This window comes from Streptomyces longisporoflavus (assembly GCF_014649775.1).
GTDB classification, from domain to species: Bacteria; Actinomycetota; Actinomycetes; order Streptomycetales; family Streptomycetaceae; genus Streptomyces; species Streptomyces longisporoflavus.
In genome coordinates this window covers 189,717-214,034 of sequence record NZ_BMTR01000008.1, presented here as the reverse complement: position 1 = coordinate 214,034, position 24,318 = coordinate 189,717, and the positions used below count along the sequence as shown (strand labels likewise).

Sequence of the window (24,318 nt, the reverse complement as noted above, 5' to 3'; positions counted from 1 at the left end):
GACGGGCGCGCGAGGGGTGTAAATCAGTCAGTGAATGATTCCGGTGCGCAGAGCCACCGCCACCATCCCGGCCCGGTCACCCGTGCCGAGCTTGCGTGCGATCCGGGCGAGGTGACTCTTCACGGTCAGGGCGGACAGGCCCATCGAGACGCCGATGGCCTTGTTGGACTGGCCCTCGGCGACCAGGCGGAGCACCTCGACCTCACGGCCGGACAGCTCGCGGTAGCCGCCGGGGTGGCTCGGGGCGCCCGGCGGGCGGCGGTGCATTCGGGCGGCGGCCGAGCCGATGGGCGCGGCGCCGGGGCGGGTGGGGAGACCGACGTTGTTGCGGGTGCCGGTGACGACGTAGCCCTTCACGCCGCCCGCGAGGGCGTTGCGTACGGCGCCGATGTCATCGGCTGCGGAGAGGGCGAGGCCGTTCGGCCAGCCCGCCGCGCGGGTTTCCGATAGGAGAGTCAGGCCGGAGCCGTCGGGGAGGTGGACGTCTGCGACGCAGATGTCACGGGGGTTGCCGATGCGGGGACGAGCCTCCGCGATCGACGAGGCCTCGATCACATCGCGTACACCGAGGGCCCACAGGTGGCGGGTGACGGTGGAGCGCACGCGTGGATCGGCCACGACGACCATGGCGGTCGGCTTGTTCGGGCGGTAGGCGACCAGGCTTGCAGGCTGCTCGAGGAGAACGGACACCAGGCCTCCTGGGGTGCGGGACGTCGGCCGGCTCGGGGATTAAGCCGGGACGAACCGTGCTGTCAAGGTCACCAACCTCTTCGGCATCAAACCCGTCCGCCTTTAGAGAATGATCACGATTTGGTGAGTAACAATTCGGACCATTCGGACACGCGATCGATCATCCGAAGATCAACCCGAATCGCAGTCGTTCAGAAGCGCTCATCCGCGTGATCGTTCGGTCCCGTCCACGTCCGGCGTGGTCACGGCGTCTGCGGCCCCCGTCGCTGCGGAAGCGACACCACGGACCCCTCGCCGTGGCTCTGGCTCACCGGTGGCAGTCCCGCGATCTGGCAGAGCAGATCGCACCACGCCGCGAGGTGCGAGGCCGTGTCCGGTACCCCGCCCGCCCCCTCGCGCGGCGTCCACGACGCCCGGATCTCGATCTGCGAGGCAGGCGTCCGCTCCGAGAGGCCGCCGAAGTAGTGCGAGCCCGCGCGCGTGACGGTGCCGCTCGGCTCCCCGCAGGCCAGGCCGCGCGCCTGCAGCGCGCCCGTCAGCCAGGACCAGCAGACCTCCGGGAGCAGCGGGTCCGCCGCCATCTCCGGCTCCAACTCCGCGCGTACGAGCGTGACAAGGCGGAAGGTGCCCTGCCAGGCGTCGTGCCCCGCCGGGTCGTGCAGCAGGACCAGACGTCCGTCCGCGAGGTCCTCGTCGCCTTCGACCACCGCCGCCTCCAGGGCGTACGCATGGGGGGCCAGGCGCTTCGGCGGCTTCGTCGGGTCGATCTCGATCTCAGGCCGTAGCCGTGCCCCGCGCAGCGCCTCGACCGCCGCCCGAAAGGGCAACGGAGCCGATTCCGCCACCTTCCCCTCCGTACTTTCCATCTCGCCAGCGCCGTCCGACCGTTGTCCCTGAGCCGCAGCCATGCGGGGAAGGTTAAGGGGAACGGTGGCTTCGCGCAGGGAGAGACACCCGTGCGAGGGGCCCCGGTCAAGGCAGGGTGTCCCTCGGGACAGGGGTGCGCGGGCCCGTGCGAGACTCTGAGGGTGAGTGCCAACACCAGCCCCGCGGGCCAGCAGAACGCAGCTACGTACGACTCCGCTTTCATGAAGGCCTGCCGGCGGGAGCCCGTGCCGCACACGCCGGTCTGGTTCATGCGGCAGGCGGGGCGCTCACTGCCCGAGTACCGCAAGGTGCGCGAGGGCACGGCCATGCTGGAGTCCTGCATGATGCCGGAGCTGGTCACGGAGATCACGCTGCAGCCGGTGCGCCGCCACAAGGTCGACGCCGCGATCTACTTCAGCGACATCGTCGTCCCCCTCAAGGCCATCGGCATCGACCTCGACATCAAGCCGGGCATCGGCCCGGTCGTCGCCAACCCCATCCGCTCGCGCGCCGACCTCGCCCAGCTGCGGGATCTGACGCCGGACGACGTGAGCTACGTGACGCAGGCGATCGGCATGCTGACGGCCGAGCTGGGGTCCACCCCGCTCATCGGTTTCGCCGGCGCGCCTTTCACCCTCGCGAGCTACCTCGTCGAGGGCGGTCCGAGCCGTAACCACGAGAACACCAAGGCGCTCATGTACGGCGACCCGCAGCTGTGGGCCGACCTGCTGGACCGGCTCGCGGAGATCACCGGCGCCTTCCTGAAGGTGCAGATCGAGGCGGGCGCGAGCGCCGTGCAGCTCTTCGACTCGTGGGTGGGCGCCCTGGCCCCCGCCGACTACCGGCGTTCGGTGATGCCCGCCTCGCGGAAGGTCTTCGACGCCGTGGCCCCGTACGGAGTGCCGCGCATCCACTTCGGCGTCGGCACGGGCGAGCTGCTCGGTCTGATGGGCGAGGCGGGCGCCGACGTGGTGGGCGTCGACTGGCGGGTGCCGATGGACGAGGCCGTGCGGCGGGTCGGTCCCGGCAAGGCGCTGCAGGGCAACCTCGACCCCGCGGTCCTCTTCTCCACGCGGGAGGCGATCGAGGCCAAGACGGACGAGGTGCTTGCGGCCGCGTCCGGCCTGGAGGGGCACATCTTCAACCTCGGCCACGGCGTCCTGCCGACCACGGACCCGGAGGCGCTGACCCGGCTCGTGGAGCACGTCCACACGCGGACCGCCCGCTGACGGAGCGGTTCGTAGTTGGCCGAAAATCTCACCTGAATATGCCGGGTGAGGAGGGGGCGGTGCATGTCCGCGGCGGAGATCGGTGATCTCGTCGAAGCCTGGGGCGGAGTCCAGGACGACTACCAGAGCCACCGCGACGCGGCGAAGGACCGGATCGTCCTGGAATGCGCACGGGCGCTCGCCGCGGACCCCGGCGGTGAGCGCGCGCACCAGTGGACCCTCGGCCTGGTGATGATGTTGCCGTACGTCGGCTGGCTGCCGGGCGACGACGTGCCCGGCGCCGTGTTCGACGCGGTGCGGGCGGCCGACGGGGCGCTCGGGGACAGGCCGTGCCCCCACGAAGTGCATCCGTACGCCGAGGACGAGTTGGAGGACCACCTCTTCTGGCTCCGCGACCTCCTGCCGGACCTGGTCGACGAAGGCGCCGAGTGGGACGAGGACGAGCGCCCGCGCGACGAGTGGCTCTGCCCGCGCAACGTCGCCGGGTTCGCGCGTATCGCCATGGACTTCATCGAGCCCGGATCGGCGGCCGGCATCCCGCCGCGCCTCCCCGAGGACATCCAGCAGGACATCGAGTCGCTCTCCGCCGTCCTGCACGGCTGCCCACGGCCGGGCACCGACGTCGACTCCGAGATCTCCCACGTCGGTGACGCGCTCGGCCGGGCCACCGACCCCGACGACCGTGCGGGGCTCGTCGTCGCCGCCGCGGCCGTCTCCTGGTACGCGATCTCCGACATGATGCGGTCGAAGCCGGTCCTCGACGATCTGGCGGCGGGACTCGAAGCGGCCCTTTCTCATCTCTCCGACGCGCGGTGCGCGCACGACGGGCACCCCGGACTGCCGGGCAGCGGCCCCGACGCCGTCTGGGTCGGCCTCCACCTGAGCAGTCCCGCCGGGCGCCGGGTCTACGAAGCGGAGCGCGGCACCGGCGGCTGGGGCGCCCCGCCGGAAGCCCTCCTCTGCCCGGCCTTCACCGCCGCGACCGCGCGCGAGACCCTCGCGCGGCTGCGGGAGCGGCGCGAGGCTCTCTTCGGAGCGGAGTCCCCGGGGAACGGGGCGGAGCCCCCGGTGGACGGAGCGGAGTCCCCGGGAACAGGGACAACCCGGAGTCCTGAGGGCTAGCGCGCCGAACGCACCGCCGCCACCGCCTTGCGTGCCGCCACCAGGACCGGGTCCCACACCGGCGAGAACGGCGGTGCGTAGCCGAGGTCGAGCGCCGTCATCTGATCCACCGTCATCCGCGCCGTCAGGGCCACGGCCGCGATGTCGACACGCTTCCCCGCCCCCTCGCGGCCGACGATCTGGACGCCGAGCAGCCGTCCCGTGAGGCGCTCGGCGAGCATCTTCACGGTCATCGCGGCCGCGCCGGGGTAGTAGCCCGCACGGCTCGTCGACTCGATGGTCACCGCCACGTACTGCAGCCCCGCCGCCCGCGCGTCCTTCTCGCGCAGACCCGTGCGGGCGATCTCCAGGTCGCAGACCTTGCTGACGGCCGTGCCGACGACACCGGGGAAGGTCGCGTAACTCCCGCCCACGTTCGAGCCGATGACCTGGCCGTGCTTGTTGGCGTGGGTGCCGAGGGCGATGTGGCGCTCGCGGCCCGAGACGAGGTCGAGCACCTCGACACAGTCGCCGCCCGCCCAGATGTTCTCGTGCCCCCGCACCCGCATCGCCAGATCCGTGAGCAGACCGCCGTACTCGCCGACGGGCAGGCCCGCGGCCTTCGCGAGTTCCGTCTCGGGGCGCACGCCGATGCCGAGCACCACCACGTCCGCCGGATACTCCGCGTCCTCGGTGGCCACCGCCCTGACCCGGCCGTCGTCACCGGTGAGGATCTTGGTGACCTCCGCGTCGTTCACCATCTCGATGCCCATGCCGGACATGGCGTCATGGACGAGGCGGCCCATGTCCGGGTCGAGCGTCGACATCGGCTCCCGGCCGCGGTTGACGACCGTGACCTCGTAGCGGCGCTGGATCAGGGCCTCGGCCATCTCGACGCCGATGTAGCCCGCGCCGATGACGACGGCCCTGCGGCCCGGTGTGCGGGCCAGCGTGTCCAGGAGCGCCTGGCCGTCGTCCAGGGTCTGCACGCCGTGCACGCCGGGGGCGTCGATGCCGGGCAGGGAGGGGCGGATGGGGCGGGCGCCGGTGCCGATGACGAGCTTGTCGTACGGCGTCCGGGCCTCGACGCCCGACTCCAGGTCCCGGGTGCGGACCTGGCCGCCGGCGACATCGATCTCCGTGACCTCCGTACGCATCCGCAGGTCGATGTCGCGGGCCCGGTGCTCCTCGGGCGTACGCGCGATCAGCTCGTCCCGCGAAGGGACGTCGCCGCCGACCCAGTAGGGGATGCCGCAGGCCGAGTACGACGTGAAGTGGCCGCGCTCGAACGCGACGATCTCCAGTTCGTCCGGCCCCTTGAGCCTGCGTGCCTGCGATGCGGCGGACATGCCCGCCGCATCGCCCCCGATGACCACCAGTCGCTCTTTAGCGCTACTCATACGGACACGCTACGACGCGGCGGAAGTCGCCGGGCTCCTAGGCTTCGTCGCCCTCGCGAGCCGGTGCGGCCGGGGCCGCGGCCACCGCGGGCCGCCGGGGCAACCTAGGTCGCACAAGACGCTGCCACAGCACGAACAGCAGCGTCGCCACCGCCACGAACGGCAGGACCGCGCCGAGGGCGACCGTCACCCACCGCAGCATCGTCACGAAGGCGTTCCAGCCGCCGGACAGCGCGTCCACGAACGTCGGGTCGTCGTCGTCCGCTTCGGCCTTCCGCTCGGCCGTCTCGCTCAGCGAGAGCGTGATCGTCGACATGCTCGTACGGTCCTTGAGCGAGGACCGCTGGGCGAGCAGCGCCTCCAGTTCGGACTGACGGGTGCTCAACTCCCCTTCCAGGGTGACGACATCGCTCAGTTTCGTGGCCTTGTCCATCAGTTCGCGTACGCGGGCCACGCTCGCCCGCTGCGACTTGACGCGGCTCTCGACGTCGACGACCTGCTCGGTGACGTCCTGCGCCTTGGCCCTGCGCTCGATCAGTTTGCCGGTGCCTTCGAGCGCCGTGAGGACCTCCTCGTACTGGTCCTGCGGGACGCGCAGCACGATGCGGGAGCGCTCGTGGCCGCGGTCGTCGCGGTCCGTGGTCTCGTCGCCGACGACGCCGCCCGCGTCGGTGGCCGCCGCGCGCGCCTCGTCCAGGGCCTTCGGTACGTCCTTGACGCGGACGGTCAGGGTGGCGGTGCGGATGATGTGCGTGCCGGTGAACTCGGGCGGCTTCTTCTTGCCGGACTGATCCGCCCGGCCGCCTCCGCCCACCCCCTTGCCCTCTTTGTTGCCGGAGTTGCCGGAGGTGGCCGCGTCCTCCTGCGCGTAGCCCGCCGCCTTGTCGCTGTCGCCGCCGCTGTCCCCGCCGCCCGCGCTGCACCCCGTGAGCGCGAGGGCCGCCGCGAGCAGGACGGCCGAGAGTGTCTGGACGGTGCGGTGCCTTGACGTGCTGGACGCGAGCATCTCGACGTACCCCCCGAGGTCCGTGGTGATTGATGCTCCTTAGACGCCGGGCAGGGGCAGAACGGTGGTTGCCGACACGTCCCGATGGGGTCACGGAAGGGACTCGCGCGACGGGGCGAGCGCGGCTCGTAGAGTGGGGGCATGCGCGAAACGGACACACGTACGGGCCATGTCGTTGTCATCGGCGGCGGGATCGCCGGACTTGCCGCCGCCCACCGATTGCTCGCCGGCGGAGCCCGCGTGACCGTCCTGGAAGCCTCCGACCGGCTCGGCGGCAAGCTGCTCCCCGGCGAGATCGAGGGCGTCCGCGTCGATCTCGGCGCCGAGTCGATGCTGGCCCGCCGCCCCGAAGCCGTCGCCCTCGCGCGCGAGGTGGGCCTGAGCGACCGGTTGCAGCCGCCCGCCACGGCGACCGCGGCGATCTGGACCAGGGGAGCCCTGCGGCCGATGCCCAAGGGGCACGTCATGGGCGTACCGGGCGACGCGTCGGCGTTGTCCGGCGTCCTCTCCGACGAGGGCCTGCACCGCATCGAGCAGGACCGCGACCTGCCGCCCACCGAGGTCGGCGACGACGTCGCCGTCGGCGCGTACGTGGCCGAGCGCCTCGGCCGCGAGGTCGTCGACCGCCTCGTGGAGCCGCTGCTCGGCGGGGTCTACGCGGGCGACGCCTACCGCATCTCGATGCGCTCGGCCGTCCCGCAGCTCTTCGAAGCCGCCCGCACGCACACCTCGCTCACCGAGGGCGTCCGCGCGATCCAGGCCCGCGCCGCGCGAAACCAGCAGACCGGCCCCGTCTTCATGGGCATCGAGGGCGGCGTCGGCCGGCTCCCGCTCGCGGTCGCCGATTCCGTACGCGCGCGTGGCGGCGAGATCCGCACCGGGACGCCGGTCACCGGGCTGCGGCGCACTCCGGAGGGCTGGCAGGTCACCGCGGGGGAGGAGATCATCGACGCCGGCGCCGTGGTCGTGGCTGTACCCGCGTACGCCGCCGCCGCGCTCCTGGGAGTCGAGGCGCCCGCCGCCGCGGCCGAGCTCGCGGGCGTCGAGTACGCCTCCATGGCCCTGATGACCCTCGCGTACCGCCGCAGCGAGACGGACCTCCCCGAAGGCAGCGGCTTTCTCGTGCCGCCCGTCGACGGGCACACCATCAAGGCGTCCACCTTCGCCTCGCGCAAGTGGGGCTGGATCGCCGACGAGGACCCCGACCTCCTTGTGCTGCGCACGTCCGTAGGCCGGTACGGCGAGACGGCGATCCTGGGGCGCGACGACGCCGAGCTCGTCGAGCTCTCCCGGCGCGACCTGCGCGCGGCCACCGGCCTGGACGCCGAGCCCGTCGCGACCCGCGTCACGCGCTGGCACGACGGACTGCCGCAGTACCCCGTCGGCCACCACGCGCGCGTGGCCCGTGTCCGCGAGCACGTGAGCAAGCTGCCGGGCCTCGCCGTGTGCGGAGCGGCGTACGACGGTGTGGGCATCCCCGCGTGCATCGCGAGCGCGTACGCGGCCGTGGACCAGCTGGGCGGCGACCTCGCCGGTGTGCAGGAGCTCACCGCCAACCCGGTGCAGAGCCTGCACGGCGGCGGAGGAGAATAGGGCCATGAGTGACGACGCCCCCGCCAAGAGCCCGAACGCGGGCAAGAAGGCCAAGGACCTCAACGAGGTCATCCGCTACACGCTGTGGTCCGTCTTCAAGCTGAAGGACGTGCTCCCCGAGGACCGCGCCGGCTACGCCGACGAGGTCCAGGAGCTGTTCGACCAGCTCGCCGCCAAGGACATCACCGTCCGCGGCACGTACGACGTGTCGGGCCTGCGCGCCGACGCCGACATCATGATCTGGTGGCACGCCGAGACCGCCGACGAGCTGCAGGAGGCCTACAACCTCTTCCGGCGCACCAAGCTGGGCCGCGCCCTGGAGCCGGTCTGGTCGAACATGGCGCTGCACCGCCCCGCCGAGTTCAACAAGTCGCACATCCCGGCCTTCCTGGCCGACGAGACGCCGCGTAACTATGTCAGCGTCTACCCCTTCGTGCGCTCCTACGACTGGTACCTCCTGCCCGACGAGGACCGTCGCCGCATGCTCAAGGACCACGGCATGATGGCCCGCGGCTACCCCGACGTGCGCGCCAACACGGTCGCCTCGTTCTCCCTCGGTGACTACGAGTGGCTGCTCGCCTTCGAGGCCGACGAGCTGTACCGCATCGTCGACCTCATGCGGCACCTGCGTGCCTCCGAGGCCCGCATGCACGTCCGCGAAGAGGTCCCGTTCTACACCGGCCGCCGCAAGTCCGTGGCGGACCTCGTGGCGGGTCTCGCGTAACCCTCCTCGTGCCACGTGCCGGGCGGGCGCGGCAACCGGATGCCGGTCGCCGCGCCCGCCCGGCGCGTGTTTCGGCGGGGGATCGCTAGTGCTGCTCGGGAAGGGCCGCCGCCCGGGCGCCGGACAGCGGCTCGGGCTCCTTGTGCGGGGCGCACTCCGTGGGCCGCGCGGGGAGCCTGCCCTCCAGGAGGTAGGACTCCATGTGGCCGTTGACGCAGCGGTTGGGTCCGCCGGCGATGCCGTGCGTTCCCGCGTCCCGCTCGGTCACCAGGACCGAACCTCCCAGCCTGCGGTTCAGCTCCCTGGCGCCCTCGTACGGGGTCGCCGCGTCGCGTTCGGCGGCCAGGATCAGCGTCGGCGGAAGCAGGTTCGCCGACGCGCGGACATCGAGGGGCTGCTGCCGGGGAGCGGGCCAGTAGGCGCACGGCAGGTTCATCCAGGCGTTGTCCCAGGTCTCGAAGGGAGCGACGCGCGCGAGGCGTGAGTTGTCGCGGTCCCAGGTCTCGAAGTCCGTCGGCCAGGCCGCGTCGTTGCACTCGACCGCGGTGTAGACCGCGTTGCCGTTCTCCTGCTCCTTGGCAGCCTTCGGCTCCGGCCCGGCCTGCTCGATCAGCGGCTTCGGGTTGCCCTTCAGATACTGGGAGAGCGCCGACGCGCGCGTGGGCCAGTAGTCGTCGTAGTACCCGGCCTGGAGGTACGCCGACTGCAGCTGGCCGGGGCCGACCTTGCCGCCCGCGGGCTTGGCCGCCACCGCGTCGCGCACCTTCTCGTAGCTGCGCATGACGGCTTCGGGCGTCTTGCCCAGGTGATACGTCTTGTCGTGCTTGGCCACCCAGGCGCGGAAGTCTCCCCAGCGCCGTTCGAAGGCGGCGGACTGGTCGAGGTTGTTGCGGTACCAGATCTGCTCGGGGTCGGGGTTGACCGCCGAGTCGAACACCATGCGGCGCACGTGCGTGGGGAAGAGCGAGGCGTACACGGCGCCGAAGTAGGTGCCGTACGAGGCGCCCATGAAGGTCAGCTTCTTCTCGCCGAGCGCCGCCCGCAGCACATCCAGGTCACGCGCGTTGTTCAGGCTCGTGTAGTGCCGCACGTCCTGCCCCGAGCGCTTGACGCAGCCCTCCGCGTACGCCTTCGCCTCCTTGATGCGCTCCTGCTTGTACGCGGCGGTCGGGTGGGTGGGAGCCTCGGTCGGCGCCTTGGCGAACCGCTTGGGGTCCTGGCAGGAGATCGGCGCCGAGCGCCCCACACCGCGCGGGGCGTAGCCCACGAGGTCGTACGCCGCCGCGATGCGCTTCCACTCCGGGAGCATGCCGGCCATCGGGAAGTACATGCCGGACCCGCCGGGCCCGCCGGGGTTGAACACGAGGGCGCCCTGCCGTTTGACGGCCTTGCCGCGACGCGGTTCGGCCTTCTTCGTGGCCTTGACGTGGCTGACGGTCAGCTTGATCTGCTTGCCGTACGGGCGTGCGTAGTCGAGCGGCACCGACACGGTGCCGCACTTGACCGAGGGCGGCAGGCCCTCCGACGCGGGACACGTGCCGAAGCGGATGCCGGCCGCCTCCGCGCGCTGGGCCGCCAGAAGACTGCCGTGCGCCTCCAGGTAGGGGGCGGGGTCGGCCGCGGACGCGCTCCCCGTGGGGGCGGCGACGAGGGCGGTCAGGACCAGGGATCCGGCGGTTCCGTAGAGGGCGGCTGCTGCTCTCATCGCTCTTCATTCCTTCATTCGGCCGTGCGTTGCTCGAATAAAAGGGATGATTCGTTCGGTAAATGGCGAAGTAAAGCACCGCCTCACCTGTTTCGGCTCAATGACCCCGATGCGCCGCATATCGGTGTGCGAAAGCCGCACGCAGTTCCGGATCGGTGAGGGCGCGGGTGCCGCGGACGGCGACGGCGGTGAGGTCCGAGCCGCCGCGTGCGGGGAGCGAGCTCAAAAGGAGCTGGCCCGCGGGCGAGGCCCAGCGGGGGTAGGGATGGATCTCGACGCGGGCGACGGCGAGGCAGCTCGCGTTCAGGACCAGCGGCAGCGCGAACCAGAGCGCCAGGGGCACCTGGCCCGCAGGCTCCTGAGCGGGCATCAGCAGCGCCACGGCCCCCAGCGCGAGCACCGCCACCGCGGCGGCCCGCACCTGCCGGACCGCTCCGGCCACCCCCGACCAGGTGCCCTCGGGCAGGGCGAGGCCCGCCGCGACGAGGCGGTCCGCGAGGGCGCGCATGGCGTCGGTGCCCGCCGCCGCCCGGCGTACCGGAGCTATCGGTGACTGCCCGGCGGGCCCTATGGCGCCGAGCACGGAACGCTCCATGTCGTCGCCGCCCACCGGATCGACGACCGTCGCCCAGCCGGTGTGCGCGAGCAGCAGGCGCCGGGTGCGGGCCATCGAGACCAGGGTGAGGTCGGCGACGCGCGCGGGGCCGCCGGCGAGGAACGCGGTTTCGTAGAGCGTCAGTTCATGACGGTGCTCCGGGGCCGCGCCGTGCTGGACGGCGCGGTACGCGGTGAGGCAGAGCCGGGCACAGGACAGGCCCGTCACGACCCAGGCCACGAGAAGGAGAGGAAGCCAGAACATGCCGGTGTTTTATGCGAGAAAGCGGGGCCGCGCCATGGGTTATTCAGCATGCGGACGCGGGATGGCAGATACGTGACCTTCCGCTTTGCCGCGGGCCTCGCGCTTTCCCTTTTTCTCGGCGCCTTTCTCCGGCTTTTTCTTCTTCTCGGGCAGTGCGGGCTCCGTCGGTTTGGGGCGGGACGCCGGCGGGGGCAGGGGGAAGGTCGGGGAGGGGGAGACCGGGGTCGCGGGGGACGGGGTCCCGATCGGACCCGGCGGGGCCGGGGAGCGGGTCACCGGGTCGGGGGCGGCCGATGCCGCGTCACGGGCCAGCTCGTCGAAGTCGACGAGACCCGTGCCCTCCAGGACCGTGATGTGGTCGAGGACCGTCGTGTTCGCGTCGTCCGCGAGCGTGCGCACCAGCGAGTTGCGGGTGGTGGCGCGGACCTCGGCGACCACCGAGAAGACCTTGCCGTGGGCGGCGCGCAGGATGTTGGCGAACATCGCGTCGTACGCGTCGCCGTCCGCGTCGCTCAGTTCCGCGAGCCACTCCCGCTGCTGCGGGCTCGGCTGGTTGGGCAGTTCGAGATTGAGCCGCGTCGCCACCTCGCGCACCCGCGCGTCCAGGAACGTGTGGCCCTCCACGAGATGTTCGCCCGCGGTCTGGACCGCCTTGGTGGTGCCGCGCGCCTCGGCCTGCTGTCCGGCGGGCAGTTCCCAGAGCCCGGCGAGGCGCACCTTGCTGATGAAGTCGCGGTCGAGCGCGGAGAGCGGGCCGAACTCCGTCGACACGGTCTCCGCGTCGAGTCTGTCCAGGCTGGTGCCCGACCTGTCCTCGTACGACCAGACGGGGAAGAGCAGCGCGGCCAGGGTCGCGACGAGGCCCGCGACGATGAGGCCGGTGCCGTTGATGGATCGCATGACGCCTCCTGTTGCGCGCCGCACGTTAGTGCGCCGCACGGAGGTCCCTGCGGGATACCGTCCGGAGTACGTCAGCTGCCGTACGGGTAAGGGGCATCGAAAACGGGCGGGCAGCGGGCGGGCACTGTTCCGCCGGTCGCGCCCCCGGCCGCATCCCGGCCCGTTCCCGGAAAACCCCTGGCCAAAGCCTAGGAGCTGCCGCCCCCGCAGCCGCCCCCGCCCCCGCCGCCTCCGCAGGACGAGCCGCCGCCCCCGCCGGAACTCCCGCAGCTGGAGCCGCCGCACGTCGACCCGTCGCCGGCCCCGCTGCCCCCGCACCACGCGATGGTGCTCCCGGAGCTCGCGTACGCCGACGACGACCCCGAGGTCCGCCCCGGCCGCACCCGGTGCGCGGCCTCCAGCTGCGCGCGAAGACCGGGGTCGAGAACGCCGACAAGGCCCTCCACCGCCACGCGGTGCGCCGCGCCTCGGACCTCCGCCCCGGCGGCGCGGTACTCCGCAAGCGCGGTCCGGCCCGTGGCGGTCACCCCGGTGCGGGCCGCCCCGCCGCAGAGAGCGCCGACCAGAGCGCCGGCCGCCCAGGCCGCGATCATGGTGATGGTCGGCACGCTCACGGGGTCCCACGAGGGTCCGTCGCCGTCCTCGACGGCGATGACGGCGACGACGAGGACGAACCCGAGGACGGTCAGGATGTTGTGCCGGATTTTCCGGCGCCGCAAGCCGCGCAGTGCCTCGGGCCGCACCAGCAAGCCGCGCAGGGCAAGGTCGTCGCCGATCGCCTGTACGGCGGGGCTGCGCATCACGCCGATGCGCAGCCAGTGCAGGGCGCTGCTCGGCGCGGACGCCGGGGCCTCGATCGCCGCGGCCTCCACCGGGTTGCGGGCCTCGGCCGACCGGATCTCGACGATGCCGGGCCACGCGACGACAAGGCGTCCGTCCTCGTGCAGGGCCGCTACGGCGGCGTCGGCCACCCGGCCGGGCCCGCCGGCGAGGAAAGCGGCCTCGAAGGGGTCGAAAACGGCTCCGTGCCGTGCGTCGGGCTGCGTGGGCCCGGCTCGCCGTATGCGCGAGACAGCGGCGAGGAGAGCGGCCGACGAGGCCGCGACAAGGAGGGCGTGACAGACGGACAGGATCTGCACGGCCGCCTCCTAGCCCCGCCGCAGGGCGAGGCGCGCGGCCCGCAGCCACCGTGTCACCGGCCGTCCGTCCAGCGGCGCGGGCCCGGACCGCTCCAGCCACCAGCGGGTCAGCTGCCCGCGCGCCGCGGCGTCCTCGGGCTGCCCGGCGAGCAGCAGCTGCTCGGCGAAGTCCAGCGCGTCGCGCCGGTATCCGCCGGACATCGGACGTGACCGGGCGTACGAGAGGAACCGCGCGCGGTAGGCCGCGCCGAGGATCTCCGGCAGTTCGGGCGCCACCTTCGCCACGACGTCCGCCCGCTTGCCGGCCAGCGCCCGGCTCTGCACGGTGAGACGGGCCCGGTCGAACCCCTCGGGTGCGGGCGTCCCCGCGACGAGCGCGGAGAGGAGTGCGGCCTGCGCGAGGGCGAGACGCTGCCGGGCGGGGACGGGAGCGGGAACGGGGGCGGCAGCGGGAGCGGGACGCACGGCGGGCGCCGCGGAGGGGGTGACCGACGCCGTGACGGTGGCGCACTCGCCGGAGACCGGTGCACCCGCCCGCACGGTCTCCCGTATCGCGTTGAGCTCCCGCTCCAGCTCCTGCGGCGCCGGGAAGTTCTCGTCCCGTTCGAGCAGGACACCCGGCGGCGTCACCCGTGACGCCAGGTCCGCCAGGATCGCGAGGACCGGCTCGGGCACGGGGTGGGCGTGGCTGTCGTGCCAGACGCCGTCCCGCTCGAAGCCGCCCGCGACATGGACGTACGCGATGGCCTCGACCGGCAGCTCGTCCAGGGCCTTCGCCGGGTCCTCGCCGCGGTTGACGTGGTTCGTGTGGAGGTTGGCGACGTCGATGAGCAGGCGGACACCCGTGCGCTCGACGAGCTCGTACAGGAACTGCCCCTCCGTCATCTCCTCGCCGGGCCAGGAGATCAGCGCCGCGATGTTCTCCACGGCGAGCGGCACCGGCAGCGCGTCCTGCGCGATGCGTACGTTCTCGCACAGCACGTCGAGGGCGTCACGGGTGCGCGGCACCGGAAGCAGGTGGCCCGCCTCCAGCGGCTGCGAGGCCGTCAGCGGGCCTCCGGCGCGTACGAAGGCGATGTGCTCGGTGACCAGCGGCGATCCGAGTGCCTGCGCGCGCTCGGCGAGCGCGGCGAGGCGGGTCTCGGCGGGGCGCTCGGCGTCGCCGAGGCCGAGCGAGACGCCGTGCGGCACCACCGTCACGCCGCGCTCGCGCAGCCGTTGGAGGGAGTCGGGGATGTGCCCGGGGCACAGGTTCTCCGCGACAGCCTCGACCCAGTCGATGCCGGGCATCCGCTCCACGGCGTCCGCGATCTCCGGACGCCACCCGATTCCGGTCCCCAAAGGCTTCATGTTCCCCCTCCTCCGCCAAGACCCCGCGTCATGCTCGCGCCCGTGTCTTGTGAACGTGTGCAGGGGTAATGGCCCGGGCCTGTGCGGCCGAACCCCTGAGGGGGGACGTTCAGAGCTACATTTGAGGTTCCGGCCTGTTCGTGTTGACCTCTCCGGGCGGCGCGGGAGAGGGCCGTGACGTCGTGGACACGTCGCCGGTCGGGCCGGCCGGCGGGGGCTCCGGGGGAGCGGTTCCGTTCGGCGGCGGGGGCCCGGTGGGGCTGGCCGTGGCGGTGGCGGCGCCGCCGTTGGCGATGTCGTCGAAGTCGACCAGACCCGTGGCCTCCAGCATCGTGATGTGGTCGAGGACCGTCTGGTTGGAGTCGCTGGCCAGTTGCCGTATCAGCGTGTTGCGGGTGCTGTCCCGAACCTGCGCGATCACGCTGAACACCTTGCCGTGTGCGACCCGCAGCAGATTCGCGAACTTCCGCTGGTACTCCATGCCCTCGGCCTCGGTCAGCTCCTGGAGCCAGCCCTGCTGCTGGGCCGTGGGCTGGTTCGGCAGCTCCACGCCGAGCTGCGCCGCGACCGAACGGGCCCGCTTGTCGAGGTCCGTGTGGCCGACGATCAGATGGTCACCGGCCTCCTTGATCGCCTCGGTCGGCGCCCGCTCGACGGCCTGCTGGCCCGCGGGCAGCTCCCACAGTCCCGCGAGCCGCACCTTCACGAGGAGATCGCGGTCGGCCGCCGAGAGCGGACCCCACTGTGTCGCCACGGACCCTGCGGCCAGATTGGCGGGCCCCGTGCCCGAACGGTCGGCGTAGGACCACATGGGGAACGCGAGCGCGCCCAGTGTGACCACGAGAGCCGCGATGATCAGAGCCGTGCCGTTGATACGCCGCAATGTGCCGTGCCTCCCTGCCCGGTCAACCTGCCGTCGAGGCAAGCTACTTCCTGGTACCAGGGGATACGGAAGAGGCGTGCGTGATGTTCAACGCTCTGCCCTACGAGTGCGCTGCTCCCGTCCGCCGTCCCGGGAGTGCCGGCATCTCCTCCATCGGGGAGGCGTCCCGCCGATCCCCGGCAGGGCGAACCCGCGCTCCAGAACGCCTTCTTCGGCGAACGCGGCCAGGACGTGACGTATGGCCGTTCCAGTCGCGGTCGGCGTGGACAAGGGCGTCGTGCACCGCGCCCTCGCGGACGTCGAACTCCGCGATCACCCCGTAGAAGAAGCAGCCGTGCGTTTCCCGAGGTGCATCCTCTCTCGTCATGCCGTGCCCGTGGGCCCGCACGTCAGCCGGCAGGGCTCCGGGGTGCGACGAGCGTCCGGCGGACGGCGTCGCGGAGCCAGCGGTGGCCTCCGTCGGCCGCCTGGCGTGGGTGCCAGGCCATGCCGACGGACAGCGGCGGCAGAGGCAGCGGGATGTCGAGGAGGCGCAGGCCGAGGGCGGCGGCCGGACTGCTGAGAGGAGAGGGGGCGGCGCCGGGGAGCGCGGTGGGGACGAGGCAGACGACGTCGCTGCCGGCGGCCAGGGTCATCGCCGCCATATGGCTGGGAAGGACGACGGCGACCCGCCGCCGAAGGTTCAGCTCGGCGAGAGCGGTGTCCATGGGCCCCTTGAACAGGCCGCGGCGGCTGACCACGACGTGCTCGGCGGCGGCGAGCCGCTCCGGGGTCAACGTCCCTTCGGTGAGTGGGTGTCCGGGGCGGACGGCAGCCGCCATCCGCAGGGCGACGAGCTCCTCGACCGCGGTCTCGGGATCGACGTGGTCGATGGAACCCACCTCCAGGTCGATCCGGCCGTCCCGGAGAGCGGGACCGGCCTCCAGATCCTCGGTCCGGAACCGCAACGAGACTCCTGGCGCCGCCTGTTGGGCCAGCCGCAGCAGACCGGGAGCCAGCGCGGCGCCGATCAGGTCGGCGGCCTGAAGGGTGAAGGTGCCGCGCAGCGAGGCGAGGTCGGCCCCCGCGCCGGGAGTGAGCAGCGCCCCGAGCCGGCGCACGACGGCGGCGGCCTCGTCGCGCAGGGCCTGCGCGCGCGGGGTGGGGACCATCCGCTGGCCGGCCCGGACGAGAAGGGGGTCCTGAAGGATGCGCCTCAGGCGGGCGAGCGTGCGGCTCATGGCGGCGGGGGACGTGTGCAGACGCGCGGCGGCGCGCGTGACGCTCTGCTCGGCCAGCAGAGCGTCGAGCGCGACGGCGAGATTGGCGTCGATGCCGAGTTCTGGAGGCTCTGAACCGGTGGGACTGCTGGTCATCGGCGTAATTCCATTTCAGGCAATGATCCCTTGCTGAGGTTCCCATTGTGGCAACACCTCGGCTCTCCGCAGGATGAGGGACGTACCGATCCGGCACGACTCCACGAGGTTTCCATGATCGTCATTACCGCTCCCACCGGGAACATCGGCGGCCACCTGCTGCCCCTGCTCCTGGAATCCGCCCCCGCCCGAGGCGAGGAACTGCGCGTGATCGTGCGCGATGCCGCCCGCCTCACCGACGCGGTGCGCGAACGCGTCGAGGTGATCACCGGCTCACACGGCGACCCCGAGGTCGTCGACCGTGCCTTCGAGGGCGCTGACGCCGTGTTCTGGCTGGTCCCGCCGGACGCCTCCCTGACTCCGGAGGACGCCTACAGCGGATTCACACGTCCCGCCGCGAAGGCCCTCGTCGCTCATGGCGTCGGTCACGTCGTCGGCGTCTCCGCGCTGGGCCGCGGCACGCCGGTCGCCGACCGCGCGGGCCTTGTCACGGCTTCCCACGCGATGGACGACCTCATCGCGGGCACCGGCGTCGCCTACCGTGCCCTGGCCAACCCGTCCTTCTTCGAGAACGTCCTCGAGGAGGCCGGATCGCTCCGGGAGAAGGGTGTCTTCACCGACGCCGTCGACGCCGACCGCAGGGCCCCGCTCGTCGCCGTCGCGGACATCGCGGCAGTCGCGGCGGACCTGCTCCTCGACCGCACCTGGACCGGCAGCGACAACGTCCCGGTCCTCGGTCCGCAGGACCTTTCCCCCGACGACCTGGCCCGCATCATGACCGAGCAGCTCGGCCGCCCCGTCCGCTACGAACGCCAGCCGCTCGACGAGCTGTACGACACCCTCGTCGGCTACCGCCTGAACAAGGCGTTCGCGCAGGGCATCGTCGACATGAAGCGGGCCAAGAACGAGGGCCTCGACGCGGGCGTCGCCCGCACCCCGGACACCGCGACCCCCACCACCTTCGAACAGCGGTGCGCGCAGACGCTCAAGCCGGCCGTCCTCTCCGACCTCTCCTGAGGCCACCGACAACCCACCGCGCGAACCGACCGCGCGAACCCATCGCGCGAACCCACCAACCGACGCCCGAAAGGCCCCAGACATGCCAGCCGAGAACACCACTACAGCGCCGGTCACCGCATTCATCCTCGTCAAAACCACACCCGAGTGGCTCGCCATGACCCCTCAGGAACGGGTGGACGCCTTCACCACCCAAGTCATCCCGGCGATCAAGGCAAAGACGACCGGCGTCAGGTCACGCTTCTACGACACGGAGTTCTACTCCGCCCGCGTCACCGACGTCTGGGTCTGGGAGGCCGATGACCACGAGGCGTACCAGCTCCTCATCGACGCACTGCGCGAAACCCCGTTCTGGGACCGCTACTTCGAGATCGTCGACCTCCTCGTAGGCACCGAGAACGGCTATGCCCGCACCTACGGCCTCGCCCCCGTGGCCAGCGTCACCGCCTGAGCACAGGGCGAGGGAGGGCTCAGCGGCGCAGGGCGGGATGGTCGGCGACCACGGTGCAGGAACCGGGCGCGATCTCCGTGAAGCCCGCGTCCCGCACCACCGGCAGGCCGCTCGCCACCAGCTCGCGCCAGAGCGCGGCGTCCGGGGTGCGCACGGACAGCGGGTAACCGGCGTCCCGCCAGGCCACGCGCTCCTCGTCCGACAGCTCCCACCAGGCCAGTTGGGCTCCGTGCCCCGCCTGCGCCATCGCCTTGCCCGCCGACATCTCGACGTCGGGGCTCATCCACAGGACCGGTGCGGTCGCGTCCGCGGGCGGCACCGGCTCCGGGTCGTCCAGATCGGTGCCGGACACCTGGAGCTTCGCCAGTTCCTTGGGCCAGCCGTCCAGCGGGATCGGCGGGAAGACCCGGACCTCCGCCGACTTGCCCGTGACGGTGATGCCGGGAAGCGCCTCGGCCCGCCGCCACTCGGCACCGCGGGCCCGCCGCACCACCTTGCGGATCCGGGCGTCCTGCCAGTCCCGCATGGCCTGCGCCCACTCGCCGTCGCCGAGGGACCGCTCGTCGCCGAGCATGACGAGCACCGCGCGGGCCGCGGTCTCCAGGGCGTCCGTACGGTGCGGGGGCTCGGCACGCTCGATGCGGGCCACCAGCGGCAGTACGTACTGAGGTGCCTCGTCACGGGGGGTCGGCTCCACGCGGAAGGGGCTCTCCGGCGGGTCGGGGCTGTCCTGCGGCTCGGGGATCCCGGCGGCGGTCTGATCGCTGCTCACGGGGCCAGTTTGCCACCCTCCCCGGACGGAGGTCCGGCCTGGCCGGGGGTGTGCTCGCTCCGGCTCTGCTCAGCCCGAGCAGGCCGTGCGCTGGGCCTCGTGCCACTCGCACACGGGGCACAGCGTCACGCCCTTGTGGGTCTGGGGGTACTCGGTGGGCTTGCGGCACAGCACGCACTCGGCGTACGGGCCTTCGGCGGAGTCGGTGGTGTCGGTGGTGTCGGCGGAGCCGGTGATGTCGGCGGGGGCGTCCATGCGGGTCAGGCTATCCGCGTACGCCGGCCGCCCGGATCTGCTCCGACACCCGCACGAAACGGAAGCCGCGCTCGCGCAGCTCCGGGATGATCGTCCGCAGGGCGCGCTCCGTCGTGGGAGCCGCGCTGCGCGTGCAGTGCATGACGACGACCGAGCCTGGCCGCACCCCGTCGAGCACCTGCCGGGCCACGGCGCCGGCGTCCGTGGCGAAGGCGTCGCCGCTCACCACGTCCCACTGCACGGCCGTGACGCCGCCGGGAGCCAGCGCGCGCAGCGACCGCTTGTCGTAACAGCCGCCGGGGAAGCGGAAGTACGGAACCTGGTGCTCGACGCCCGCCTTGCGGAACGCGGCGAAGGCACGCTCCATGTCCGCGCGCATACGGGAGGCGGGGACGGTCGGCAGTCCGTAGCAGCGGTCGGTGAAGGCGTAATGGCTGTACGAGTGGTTGGCGACCTCGAAGAGCGGGTCCCGGCCGATGTCCTTGGCCTGCGCCGGGTACTCCTCGGCCCACCGCCCCGTCATGAAGAACGTCGCGGGCACCTTCTCCCGGCGCAGCGTCCTCACCAGCGCCGGGTTGTCGAACCGCTCGCCCGCCGCGGCGCGCGGCCCCTGGTCGGCGGTCATGTCGGCGTCGAAGGTGAGGGCCACGGTGGGGGTGGTGGACGCCGGGGTCCGCGGGGCGTTCTTGAAGACGGGGGTGAGGCCCGCGGGACCGGGGGCGAGCGTCGCGGGGCGGGGCGGGGCGCTCACGGTGGTGCTCGCGGTCCGGTCACGGCTCCCCGCGCCCGGAGCCGATGGCGAGCCGCAGGCGGCAAGCGCGGTGAGGGTGAGGGTCGTCAGCGCACAGGCGGTGGTCAGCCTCCATGCGCCCTGCCATCCCCGTGCGTTCAGTTTTCGTGCTGGGGTGATCATGTTGCGAACATAGCTGCGCAAATAGGATTAAATGGGTAAGGGTGACTCACTCTGCCCCGGACGGCCGAACCGCCCGCTCGCTCGCCCGTCTCCTATGCGCCCCGGCCGAAGCCGCCTATCGCTAGCTCTACCGCCATCGCGCGGCGCACACGGGGGCGCTCAACCCGCCGCAACAGACCCCGCAGCCGCCGCCACCACCGCCTCGGCGAACCGCCGCCGCAACAATTCGTAGTCCCCATGACGGCGCGGCAGGCGACCCGGCAGTCGTGCCACCGAGCGCGGTGCCGTGATCCGCTGGCCGAGCCGGAACTGCTCGCGCGTCAGGTCCAGTTCGATCCCGCTCGCGAGGCGGTTCCACCAGTGGAAGCCCTGCTGCTCGCCCTCGGCCGACCACACCTCCCCGACCAGCAACTCGCCGCCGAATATGTCGTGCACCAGGACCGCGGTGATGTCGCAATGTCCCAGAATGGCACCCGCCACTGACAAATCCGCTTGGCGGCGGCGGCCGTAGCGATGAGGGTGCTGTCCATACCGACGAAAGGCCCAGCCATGCACTCGACCCTCTTCAATGTCGCCTTCGACTGCACCGACGCGTACGAACTGGCCCGGTTCTGGAGCCAGGTGGTGGGGCGCCCGCTCAACGACGACGACTTGCCCGGCGAATCGACCGCGGCCATCGCCCTGCCCACCGGGCTGCACCTCTACTTCGCCGAAGTCGCGGAGCCGAAGACCCAGAAGAACCGCGTCCACCTCTGCCTACAGCCCGAAGGCCCCCGCGACGAAGAGGTCGAACGGCTTTTGACGGTGGGCGCCACCGTGGCGGCGGACCGCAGGAATCCCGACGGCACCGGGTGGGTGGTCTTCACCGATCCCGAGGGCAACGAGTTCTGCGTGCTCCGCAGCGCGGCGGAACGCGCGGCCGGTGAGTCGGTCAGCTGTGACCGGGCCGCCCACTGACGTTTTTTGAAGCGATCGATTCAGAATGTGCTAGCGTCCTGGGCGTCAGTTTTGGAGCGAGTGCTTCAAAAGCGTGGAACGTGATCAGGAGTGCGTCAATGCCGCCTGCCGTGTACATAGTTGGCCTCGGCATCTTCACCCAAGGGACCTCGGAGTTCATGCTGTCCGGCCTCCTGCCGGGCATGGCCGCGGACCTGGGGGTGTCCATCCCGGACGCGGGGCTGCTGATCTCGGCCTTCGCGATCGGCATGGTCGTCGGCGCGCCGCTGCTCGCGGTGGCCACCCTCAGCTGGCCCCGGCGCACCGCACTCGTCTCGCTCCAGGCGGCCTTCGTCGTCGCCCACGTGATCGGCGCCCTCGCGCCCGGCTACGGAGTCCTCTTCGTCACCCGCGTGATCAGCGCCCTCGCCTACGCGGGGTACTGGGGCGTCGCCGTGGCCACCGCGGTCGCCCTCGTGCCGCCCGCGGCCAAGGGGAAGGCCGTCGCCGTCGTGGCGGGTGGCCTGACGCTGGCCACGGTCGTCGGCGTGCCGGCCGGCACCGTGCTGAGCCAGTACTCGAGCTGGCGCGCCGCGTTCTGGGCGGTCGCCGCGGCCACCGCGGTGAGCCTGGTGTGCACGCTGCTCGTCGTTCCCGGCGGCCGCGGCGAAGCCGGGCGTACGTCGGTCAGGGCCGAGCTGCGCGGAATGGCGCGTCCCCAGCTCTGGCTCTCGTACGCGATCACGGCCTTCGCCTTCGGCGCGGTCATCGTCACCTTCAGCTATCTCGCGCCCCTGCTGACCGAGGTGAGCAAAGTGCCCGCGGGATGGGTGCCGGCGGTCCTCGCCCTGTTCGGCGTCGGCGGGATGGCGGGCCTCTTCATCGGCGGGCGCACGGCCGAGGCGCGCCCGCTGCGGACCCTCGGCGCGGGGCTCGGGGCGCTCGCCCTCTTCTCGGCGCTGCTCGCCCTGACGGCCGGGTCGACCGGCACGGTGATCGCGCTCGTCTTCCTGCTGGGCCTGGTCGGATACGTCACCAACCCGGCTCTCCAGTCACGGGTGTTCACTCTCGCCCCGGCTGCCCCGACGCTGGTCGGCGCCACCAACACGGCCGCGTTCAACGTCGGCAACACCCTGGCGCCGCTGCTCGGTGGAATGACCATCGACGCGGGCCTCGGTTACGCCTCCGTGGCGTGGGTCGGCGCCGCGCTCGCCGCCGCCGGCGCGGTGACCGTCCTCTGGGCGGCACGGCTTCAGCGGGCGGAACGGGACGCCGTGACCGAGCGCCGCGAACGTACCCACGTGACGGCATGACCCGGGCGACCGGCCCGGCACCACACATGCGCCGCTTGTTTTGTACGTGTCTTCCAAAACCCGTACTGTGGGGGCCATGGCCAGGCCACGAGAGTTTGACGAGGACCGTGTCATCACCGCGGCCATGGAGACGTTCTGGCGTCATGGCTACGAGGGCACGTCGACGCGCGCGCTGTGCGACAGCACCGGGCTCGGGCCCTCCAGCCTCTACAACACCTTCGGCGGCAAGCGTCAGCTCTATCTGCGTGCCCTGCAGCGTTACTACGAGACCAGCACCGCCGAGCAGATCGAGATCCTGCGGGGCGAGGGGCCGGCGAAGCGGCGGCTGCGGGACATGATGGTCCACGCCGTGGACGCCGATCTCGACGAGGCTGACGGGCGCGGCTGCTTCGCGATCAACGCGGCCGTCGAGATCGCCGGGCTCGACCCGGAGGTCAAGGACGCGGTGCGCCGCAACTTCGACCGCGTGGAGGAGGAGCTGCGCGCGGTCGTGGCGACCGGCAGCCGCACCGGCGAACTCCGTTCCACGGCCGACGCGGGGGCCGTCGCGCGCCGGGTGCAGAGCACGTACTACGGCCTGCGCATTCTCGCCCGCGTGCAGGACGACCGGCAGGCGCTGCTCGACACGGTGGACAACACGCTCGCCGATCTCTGAGCCGAGAACACCCGCACTGATCGTTCACACGGGGCAGCCCGCACAAAATCGTTCTGCTCCCGCCGCGTGATCTTTGTTCACGCGGCGTATCCCCAGAAGTAGTCCCGGCTGGTTGGATGTGCGGCGCCCCACCACGTGCCCCGTCACGTGCACCCTCACCACGCCCCCCCCACACCCGGGAGATTCAGTGCCGCACCCAGCGCTGCGCAGGACTCACGCCGCCGCGATCACCACGGTGCTCGCCGCGGCCACGCTCGTCGCCGTCGCCCCGTCCGCGACCGCCGCCGACGCGCCTGCCGCCTCTGCCGACACTCCGGCACTCAAGGTGCTCTCGTACAACGCGTTCCTGTTCAGCAAGAACCTCTACCCGAACTGGGGCCAGGACCACCGCGCCAAGGCCATACCGGCCGCGGACTTCTTCGAGGGCAAGGACGTCGTCGTCCTCCAGGAGGCCTTCGACAACTCGTCCTCCGAGGCGCTGAAGGCCGAGGCCGCCGACCGCTACCCGCACCAGACCCCCGTCATGGGCCGGAGCAAGGACGGCTGGGACGCCACCGGCGGCGCGTACTCCGCGGTGACCCCGGAGGACGGAGGGGTCACCGTCCTGAGCAAGTGGCCGATCCTGCGCAAGGAGCAGTACGTCTACAAGGACGCCTGCGGCTCCGACTCGTACTCCAACAAGGGCTTCGTCTATGCCCAGTTGAACGTCGACGGCAAGAAGGTGCACGTCGTCGGCACCCACACCCAGTCCACCGACCCGGGCTGCGGCTCCGGCGAGGCGGCCGCGACCCGCGCCTCGCAGCTCAAGGAGATGGACGCCTTCCTGGACGCCAAGAACATCCCGGCGGGCGAGCAGGTCATCGCCGCGGGCGACTTCAACGTCGACTCGCACAGCGACGAGTACGCCTCGATGCTCGCCGACGGCGGCTTCGCCCCCGCCGACAGCCGCGGCGGCCACCCGTACTCCTTCGACACCCGGGACAACTCCATCGCCGCCGAGCGCTACCCGGACGACCCCCGCGAGGACCTCGACTACGTCCTGCACCGCGAGGGCCACGCCCGCCCCGCCGGCTGGCACAACGAGGTGGTCAAGGAGCAGAGCGCGCCCTGGACGGTCTCCAGCTGGGGCAAGAAGTACACGTACACCAACCTGTCCGACCACTACCCGCTGATCGGCTCGTAGGGCCGGTCCGGCGGCCGCGGGC

26 protein-coding genes are annotated in these 24,318 nt (G+C 72.0%); 10 read left to right on the top strand and 16 right to left on the bottom strand.

The genetic code is table 11. The features are described 5' to 3' along the window. Positions 1-27: 27 nt before the first annotated feature. Both IE226_RS18425 and IE226_RS18420 read right to left on the bottom strand, forming a co-directional pair. Positions 28-690 (bottom strand): response regulator transcription factor, encoded by a 663-nt coding sequence (locus tag IE226_RS18425; RefSeq protein ID WP_160507754.1) that lies wholly within the window; start codon positions 688-690, stop codon positions 28-30. Between the two features lie 242 nt (positions 691-932). Next, complete coding sequence (locus IE226_RS18420; RefSeq protein WP_190082364.1) at positions 933-1,598, bottom strand: DUF3000 domain-containing protein; 666 nt, start codon at positions 1,596-1,598, stop codon at positions 933-935. A gap of 120 nt (positions 1,599-1,718) precedes the next feature. Between IE226_RS18420 and hemE the strand changes: the two genes are divergently transcribed. Continuing rightward, positions 1,719-2,786, top strand: coding sequence for a uroporphyrinogen decarboxylase (hemE, locus tag IE226_RS18415; protein ID WP_190082363.1), 1,068 nt, complete (start codon positions 1,719-1,721; stop codon positions 2,784-2,786). A gap of 63 nt (positions 2,787-2,849) precedes the next feature. Further along, positions 2,850-3,908, top strand: a complete 1,059-nt coding sequence (locus IE226_RS18410) for a hypothetical protein (RefSeq protein ID WP_190082362.1) — start codon at positions 2,850-2,852, stop codon at positions 3,906-3,908. Here the strand turns inward: IE226_RS18410 and IE226_RS18405 are convergent. After that, on the bottom strand, positions 3,905-5,287 hold the full coding sequence (locus tag IE226_RS18405) for an FAD-dependent oxidoreductase (protein ID WP_190082361.1): 1,383 nt from the start codon (positions 5,285-5,287) through the stop codon (positions 3,905-3,907). The two genes, IE226_RS18410 and IE226_RS18405, sit on opposite strands and share 4 nt — an antisense overlap. A 37-nt stretch (positions 5,288-5,324) precedes the next feature. Then, the gene (locus IE226_RS18400) at positions 5,325-6,293 is read right to left on the bottom strand and encodes a DUF4349 domain-containing protein (protein WP_190082360.1); all 969 of its coding nucleotides are present in this window, start codon (positions 6,291-6,293) and stop codon (positions 5,325-5,327) included. A 141-nt stretch (positions 6,294-6,434) separates the two neighbouring features. Between IE226_RS18400 and hemG the strand changes: the two genes are divergently transcribed. Both hemG and hemQ read left to right on the top strand, forming a co-directional pair. Continuing rightward, positions 6,435-7,886 (top strand): protoporphyrinogen oxidase, encoded by a 1,452-nt coding sequence (gene hemG / locus IE226_RS18395; protein WP_190082359.1) that lies wholly within the window; start codon positions 6,435-6,437, stop codon positions 7,884-7,886. Positions 7,887-7,890: 4 nt separating this feature from the next. Continuing rightward, positions 7,891-8,610, top strand: coding sequence for a hydrogen peroxide-dependent heme synthase (hemQ, locus tag IE226_RS18390; RefSeq protein ID WP_190082358.1), 720 nt, complete (start codon positions 7,891-7,893; stop codon positions 8,608-8,610). An 85-nt stretch (positions 8,611-8,695) separates the two neighbouring features. On the opposite strand, the gene IE226_RS18385 is transcribed toward hemQ, so the two are convergent. The 8 genes from IE226_RS18385 to IE226_RS18355 form a co-directional block, all read right to left on the bottom strand. Beyond that, a complete protein-coding gene (locus tag IE226_RS18385; RefSeq protein WP_190082357.1) occupies positions 8,696-10,315 on the bottom strand; it encodes an alpha/beta hydrolase in 1,620 nt (539 codons plus the stop codon). 97 nt (positions 10,316-10,412) lie between these two features. Beyond that, positions 10,413-11,174: a TIGR04222 domain-containing membrane protein gene (locus tag IE226_RS18380; RefSeq protein WP_190082356.1), complete on the bottom strand. Its 762-nt coding sequence runs from the start codon at positions 11,172-11,174 to the stop codon at positions 10,413-10,415. A gap of 39 nt (positions 11,175-11,213) precedes the next feature. Next, positions 11,214-12,074, bottom strand: coding sequence for a DUF4142 domain-containing protein (locus IE226_RS18375; protein WP_190082355.1), 861 nt, complete (start codon positions 12,072-12,074; stop codon positions 11,214-11,216). Between the two features lie 188 nt (positions 12,075-12,262). Beyond that, positions 12,263-13,213 carry a TIGR04222 domain-containing membrane protein gene (locus IE226_RS18370; RefSeq protein WP_190082354.1) on the bottom strand — a complete coding sequence of 317 codons (951 nt, stop codon included), beginning with the start codon at positions 13,211-13,213 and terminating at the stop codon, positions 12,263-12,265. 9 nt (positions 13,214-13,222) lie between these two features. Beyond that, the gene (locus IE226_RS18365) at positions 13,223-14,563 is read right to left on the bottom strand and encodes an MbnB/TglH/ChrH family RiPP precursor modification enzyme (RefSeq protein WP_190082353.1); all 1,341 of its coding nucleotides are present in this window, start codon (positions 14,561-14,563) and stop codon (positions 13,223-13,225) included. A 115-nt stretch (positions 14,564-14,678) separates the two neighbouring features. After that, on the bottom strand, positions 14,679-15,446 hold the full coding sequence (locus tag IE226_RS18360; protein ID WP_190082352.1) for a DUF4142 domain-containing protein: 768 nt from the start codon (positions 15,444-15,446) through the stop codon (positions 14,679-14,681). Between the two features lie 100 nt (positions 15,447-15,546). Continuing rightward, positions 15,547-15,813: a TetR family transcriptional regulator C-terminal domain-containing protein gene (locus tag IE226_RS45250; protein WP_373306988.1), complete on the bottom strand. Its 267-nt coding sequence runs from the start codon at positions 15,811-15,813 to the stop codon at positions 15,547-15,549. A 22-nt stretch (positions 15,814-15,835) separates the two neighbouring features. Next, positions 15,836-16,801, bottom strand: a complete 966-nt coding sequence (locus tag IE226_RS18355; RefSeq protein WP_190082351.1) for a LysR family transcriptional regulator — start codon at positions 16,799-16,801, stop codon at positions 15,836-15,838. A 114-nt stretch (positions 16,802-16,915) separates the two neighbouring features. Here IE226_RS18355 and IE226_RS18350 point away from each other — a divergent pair, with 114 nt between their 5' ends. Continuing rightward, on the top strand, positions 16,916-17,818 hold the full coding sequence (locus tag IE226_RS18350; protein WP_190082350.1) for an NAD(P)H-binding protein: 903 nt from the start codon (positions 16,916-16,918) through the stop codon (positions 17,816-17,818). 82 nt (positions 17,819-17,900) lie between these two features. Then, complete coding sequence (locus IE226_RS18345) at positions 17,901-18,269, top strand: darcynin family protein (protein WP_190082349.1); 369 nt, start codon at positions 17,901-17,903, stop codon at positions 18,267-18,269. A gap of 19 nt (positions 18,270-18,288) precedes the next feature. Here IE226_RS18345 and IE226_RS18340 read toward each other — a convergent pair whose 3' ends face one another. The 4 genes from IE226_RS18340 to IE226_RS18325 form a co-directional block, all read right to left on the bottom strand. Beyond that, positions 18,289-19,014 carry an aminoacyl-tRNA hydrolase gene (locus IE226_RS18340; RefSeq protein ID WP_373306992.1) on the bottom strand — a complete coding sequence of 242 codons (726 nt, stop codon included), beginning with the start codon at positions 19,012-19,014 and terminating at the stop codon, positions 18,289-18,291. Between the two features lie 96 nt (positions 19,015-19,110). Beyond that, positions 19,111-19,296, bottom strand: coding sequence for a hypothetical protein (locus IE226_RS18335; protein WP_190082347.1), 186 nt, complete (start codon positions 19,294-19,296; stop codon positions 19,111-19,113). Positions 19,297-19,306: 10 nt separating this feature from the next. Continuing rightward, positions 19,307-20,209: a polysaccharide deacetylase family protein gene (locus IE226_RS18330; RefSeq protein WP_190082346.1), complete on the bottom strand. Its 903-nt coding sequence runs from the start codon at positions 20,207-20,209 to the stop codon at positions 19,307-19,309. 159 nt (positions 20,210-20,368) lie between these two features. Further along, positions 20,369-20,689 (bottom strand): YunG family protein, encoded by a 321-nt coding sequence (locus IE226_RS18325; RefSeq protein WP_190082345.1) that lies wholly within the window; start codon positions 20,687-20,689, stop codon positions 20,369-20,371. A gap of 69 nt (positions 20,690-20,758) precedes the next feature. On the opposite strand from IE226_RS18325, the gene IE226_RS18320 reads away from it, so the two are divergent. The 4 genes from IE226_RS18320 to sph all read left to right on the top strand — a co-directional run bounded on the left by IE226_RS18320 (position 20,759) and on the right by sph (position 24,296). Then, a complete protein-coding gene (locus IE226_RS18320) occupies positions 20,759-21,166 on the top strand; it encodes a VOC family protein (protein WP_190082344.1) in 408 nt (135 codons plus the stop codon). A 98-nt stretch (positions 21,167-21,264) separates the two neighbouring features. Then, the gene (locus IE226_RS18315; RefSeq protein WP_190082343.1) at positions 21,265-22,458 is read left to right on the top strand and encodes a Cmx/CmrA family chloramphenicol efflux MFS transporter; all 1,194 of its coding nucleotides are present in this window, start codon (positions 21,265-21,267) and stop codon (positions 22,456-22,458) included. Positions 22,459-22,534: 76 nt separating this feature from the next. Next, on the top strand, positions 22,535-23,113 hold the full coding sequence (locus IE226_RS18310) for a TetR/AcrR family transcriptional regulator (protein ID WP_190082342.1): 579 nt from the start codon (positions 22,535-22,537) through the stop codon (positions 23,111-23,113). A gap of 187 nt (positions 23,114-23,300) precedes the next feature. Then, on the top strand, positions 23,301-24,296 hold the full coding sequence (gene sph, locus IE226_RS18305) for a sphingomyelin phosphodiesterase (protein ID WP_190082341.1): 996 nt from the start codon (positions 23,301-23,303) through the stop codon (positions 24,294-24,296). Positions 24,297-24,318 lie beyond the last annotated feature (22 nt).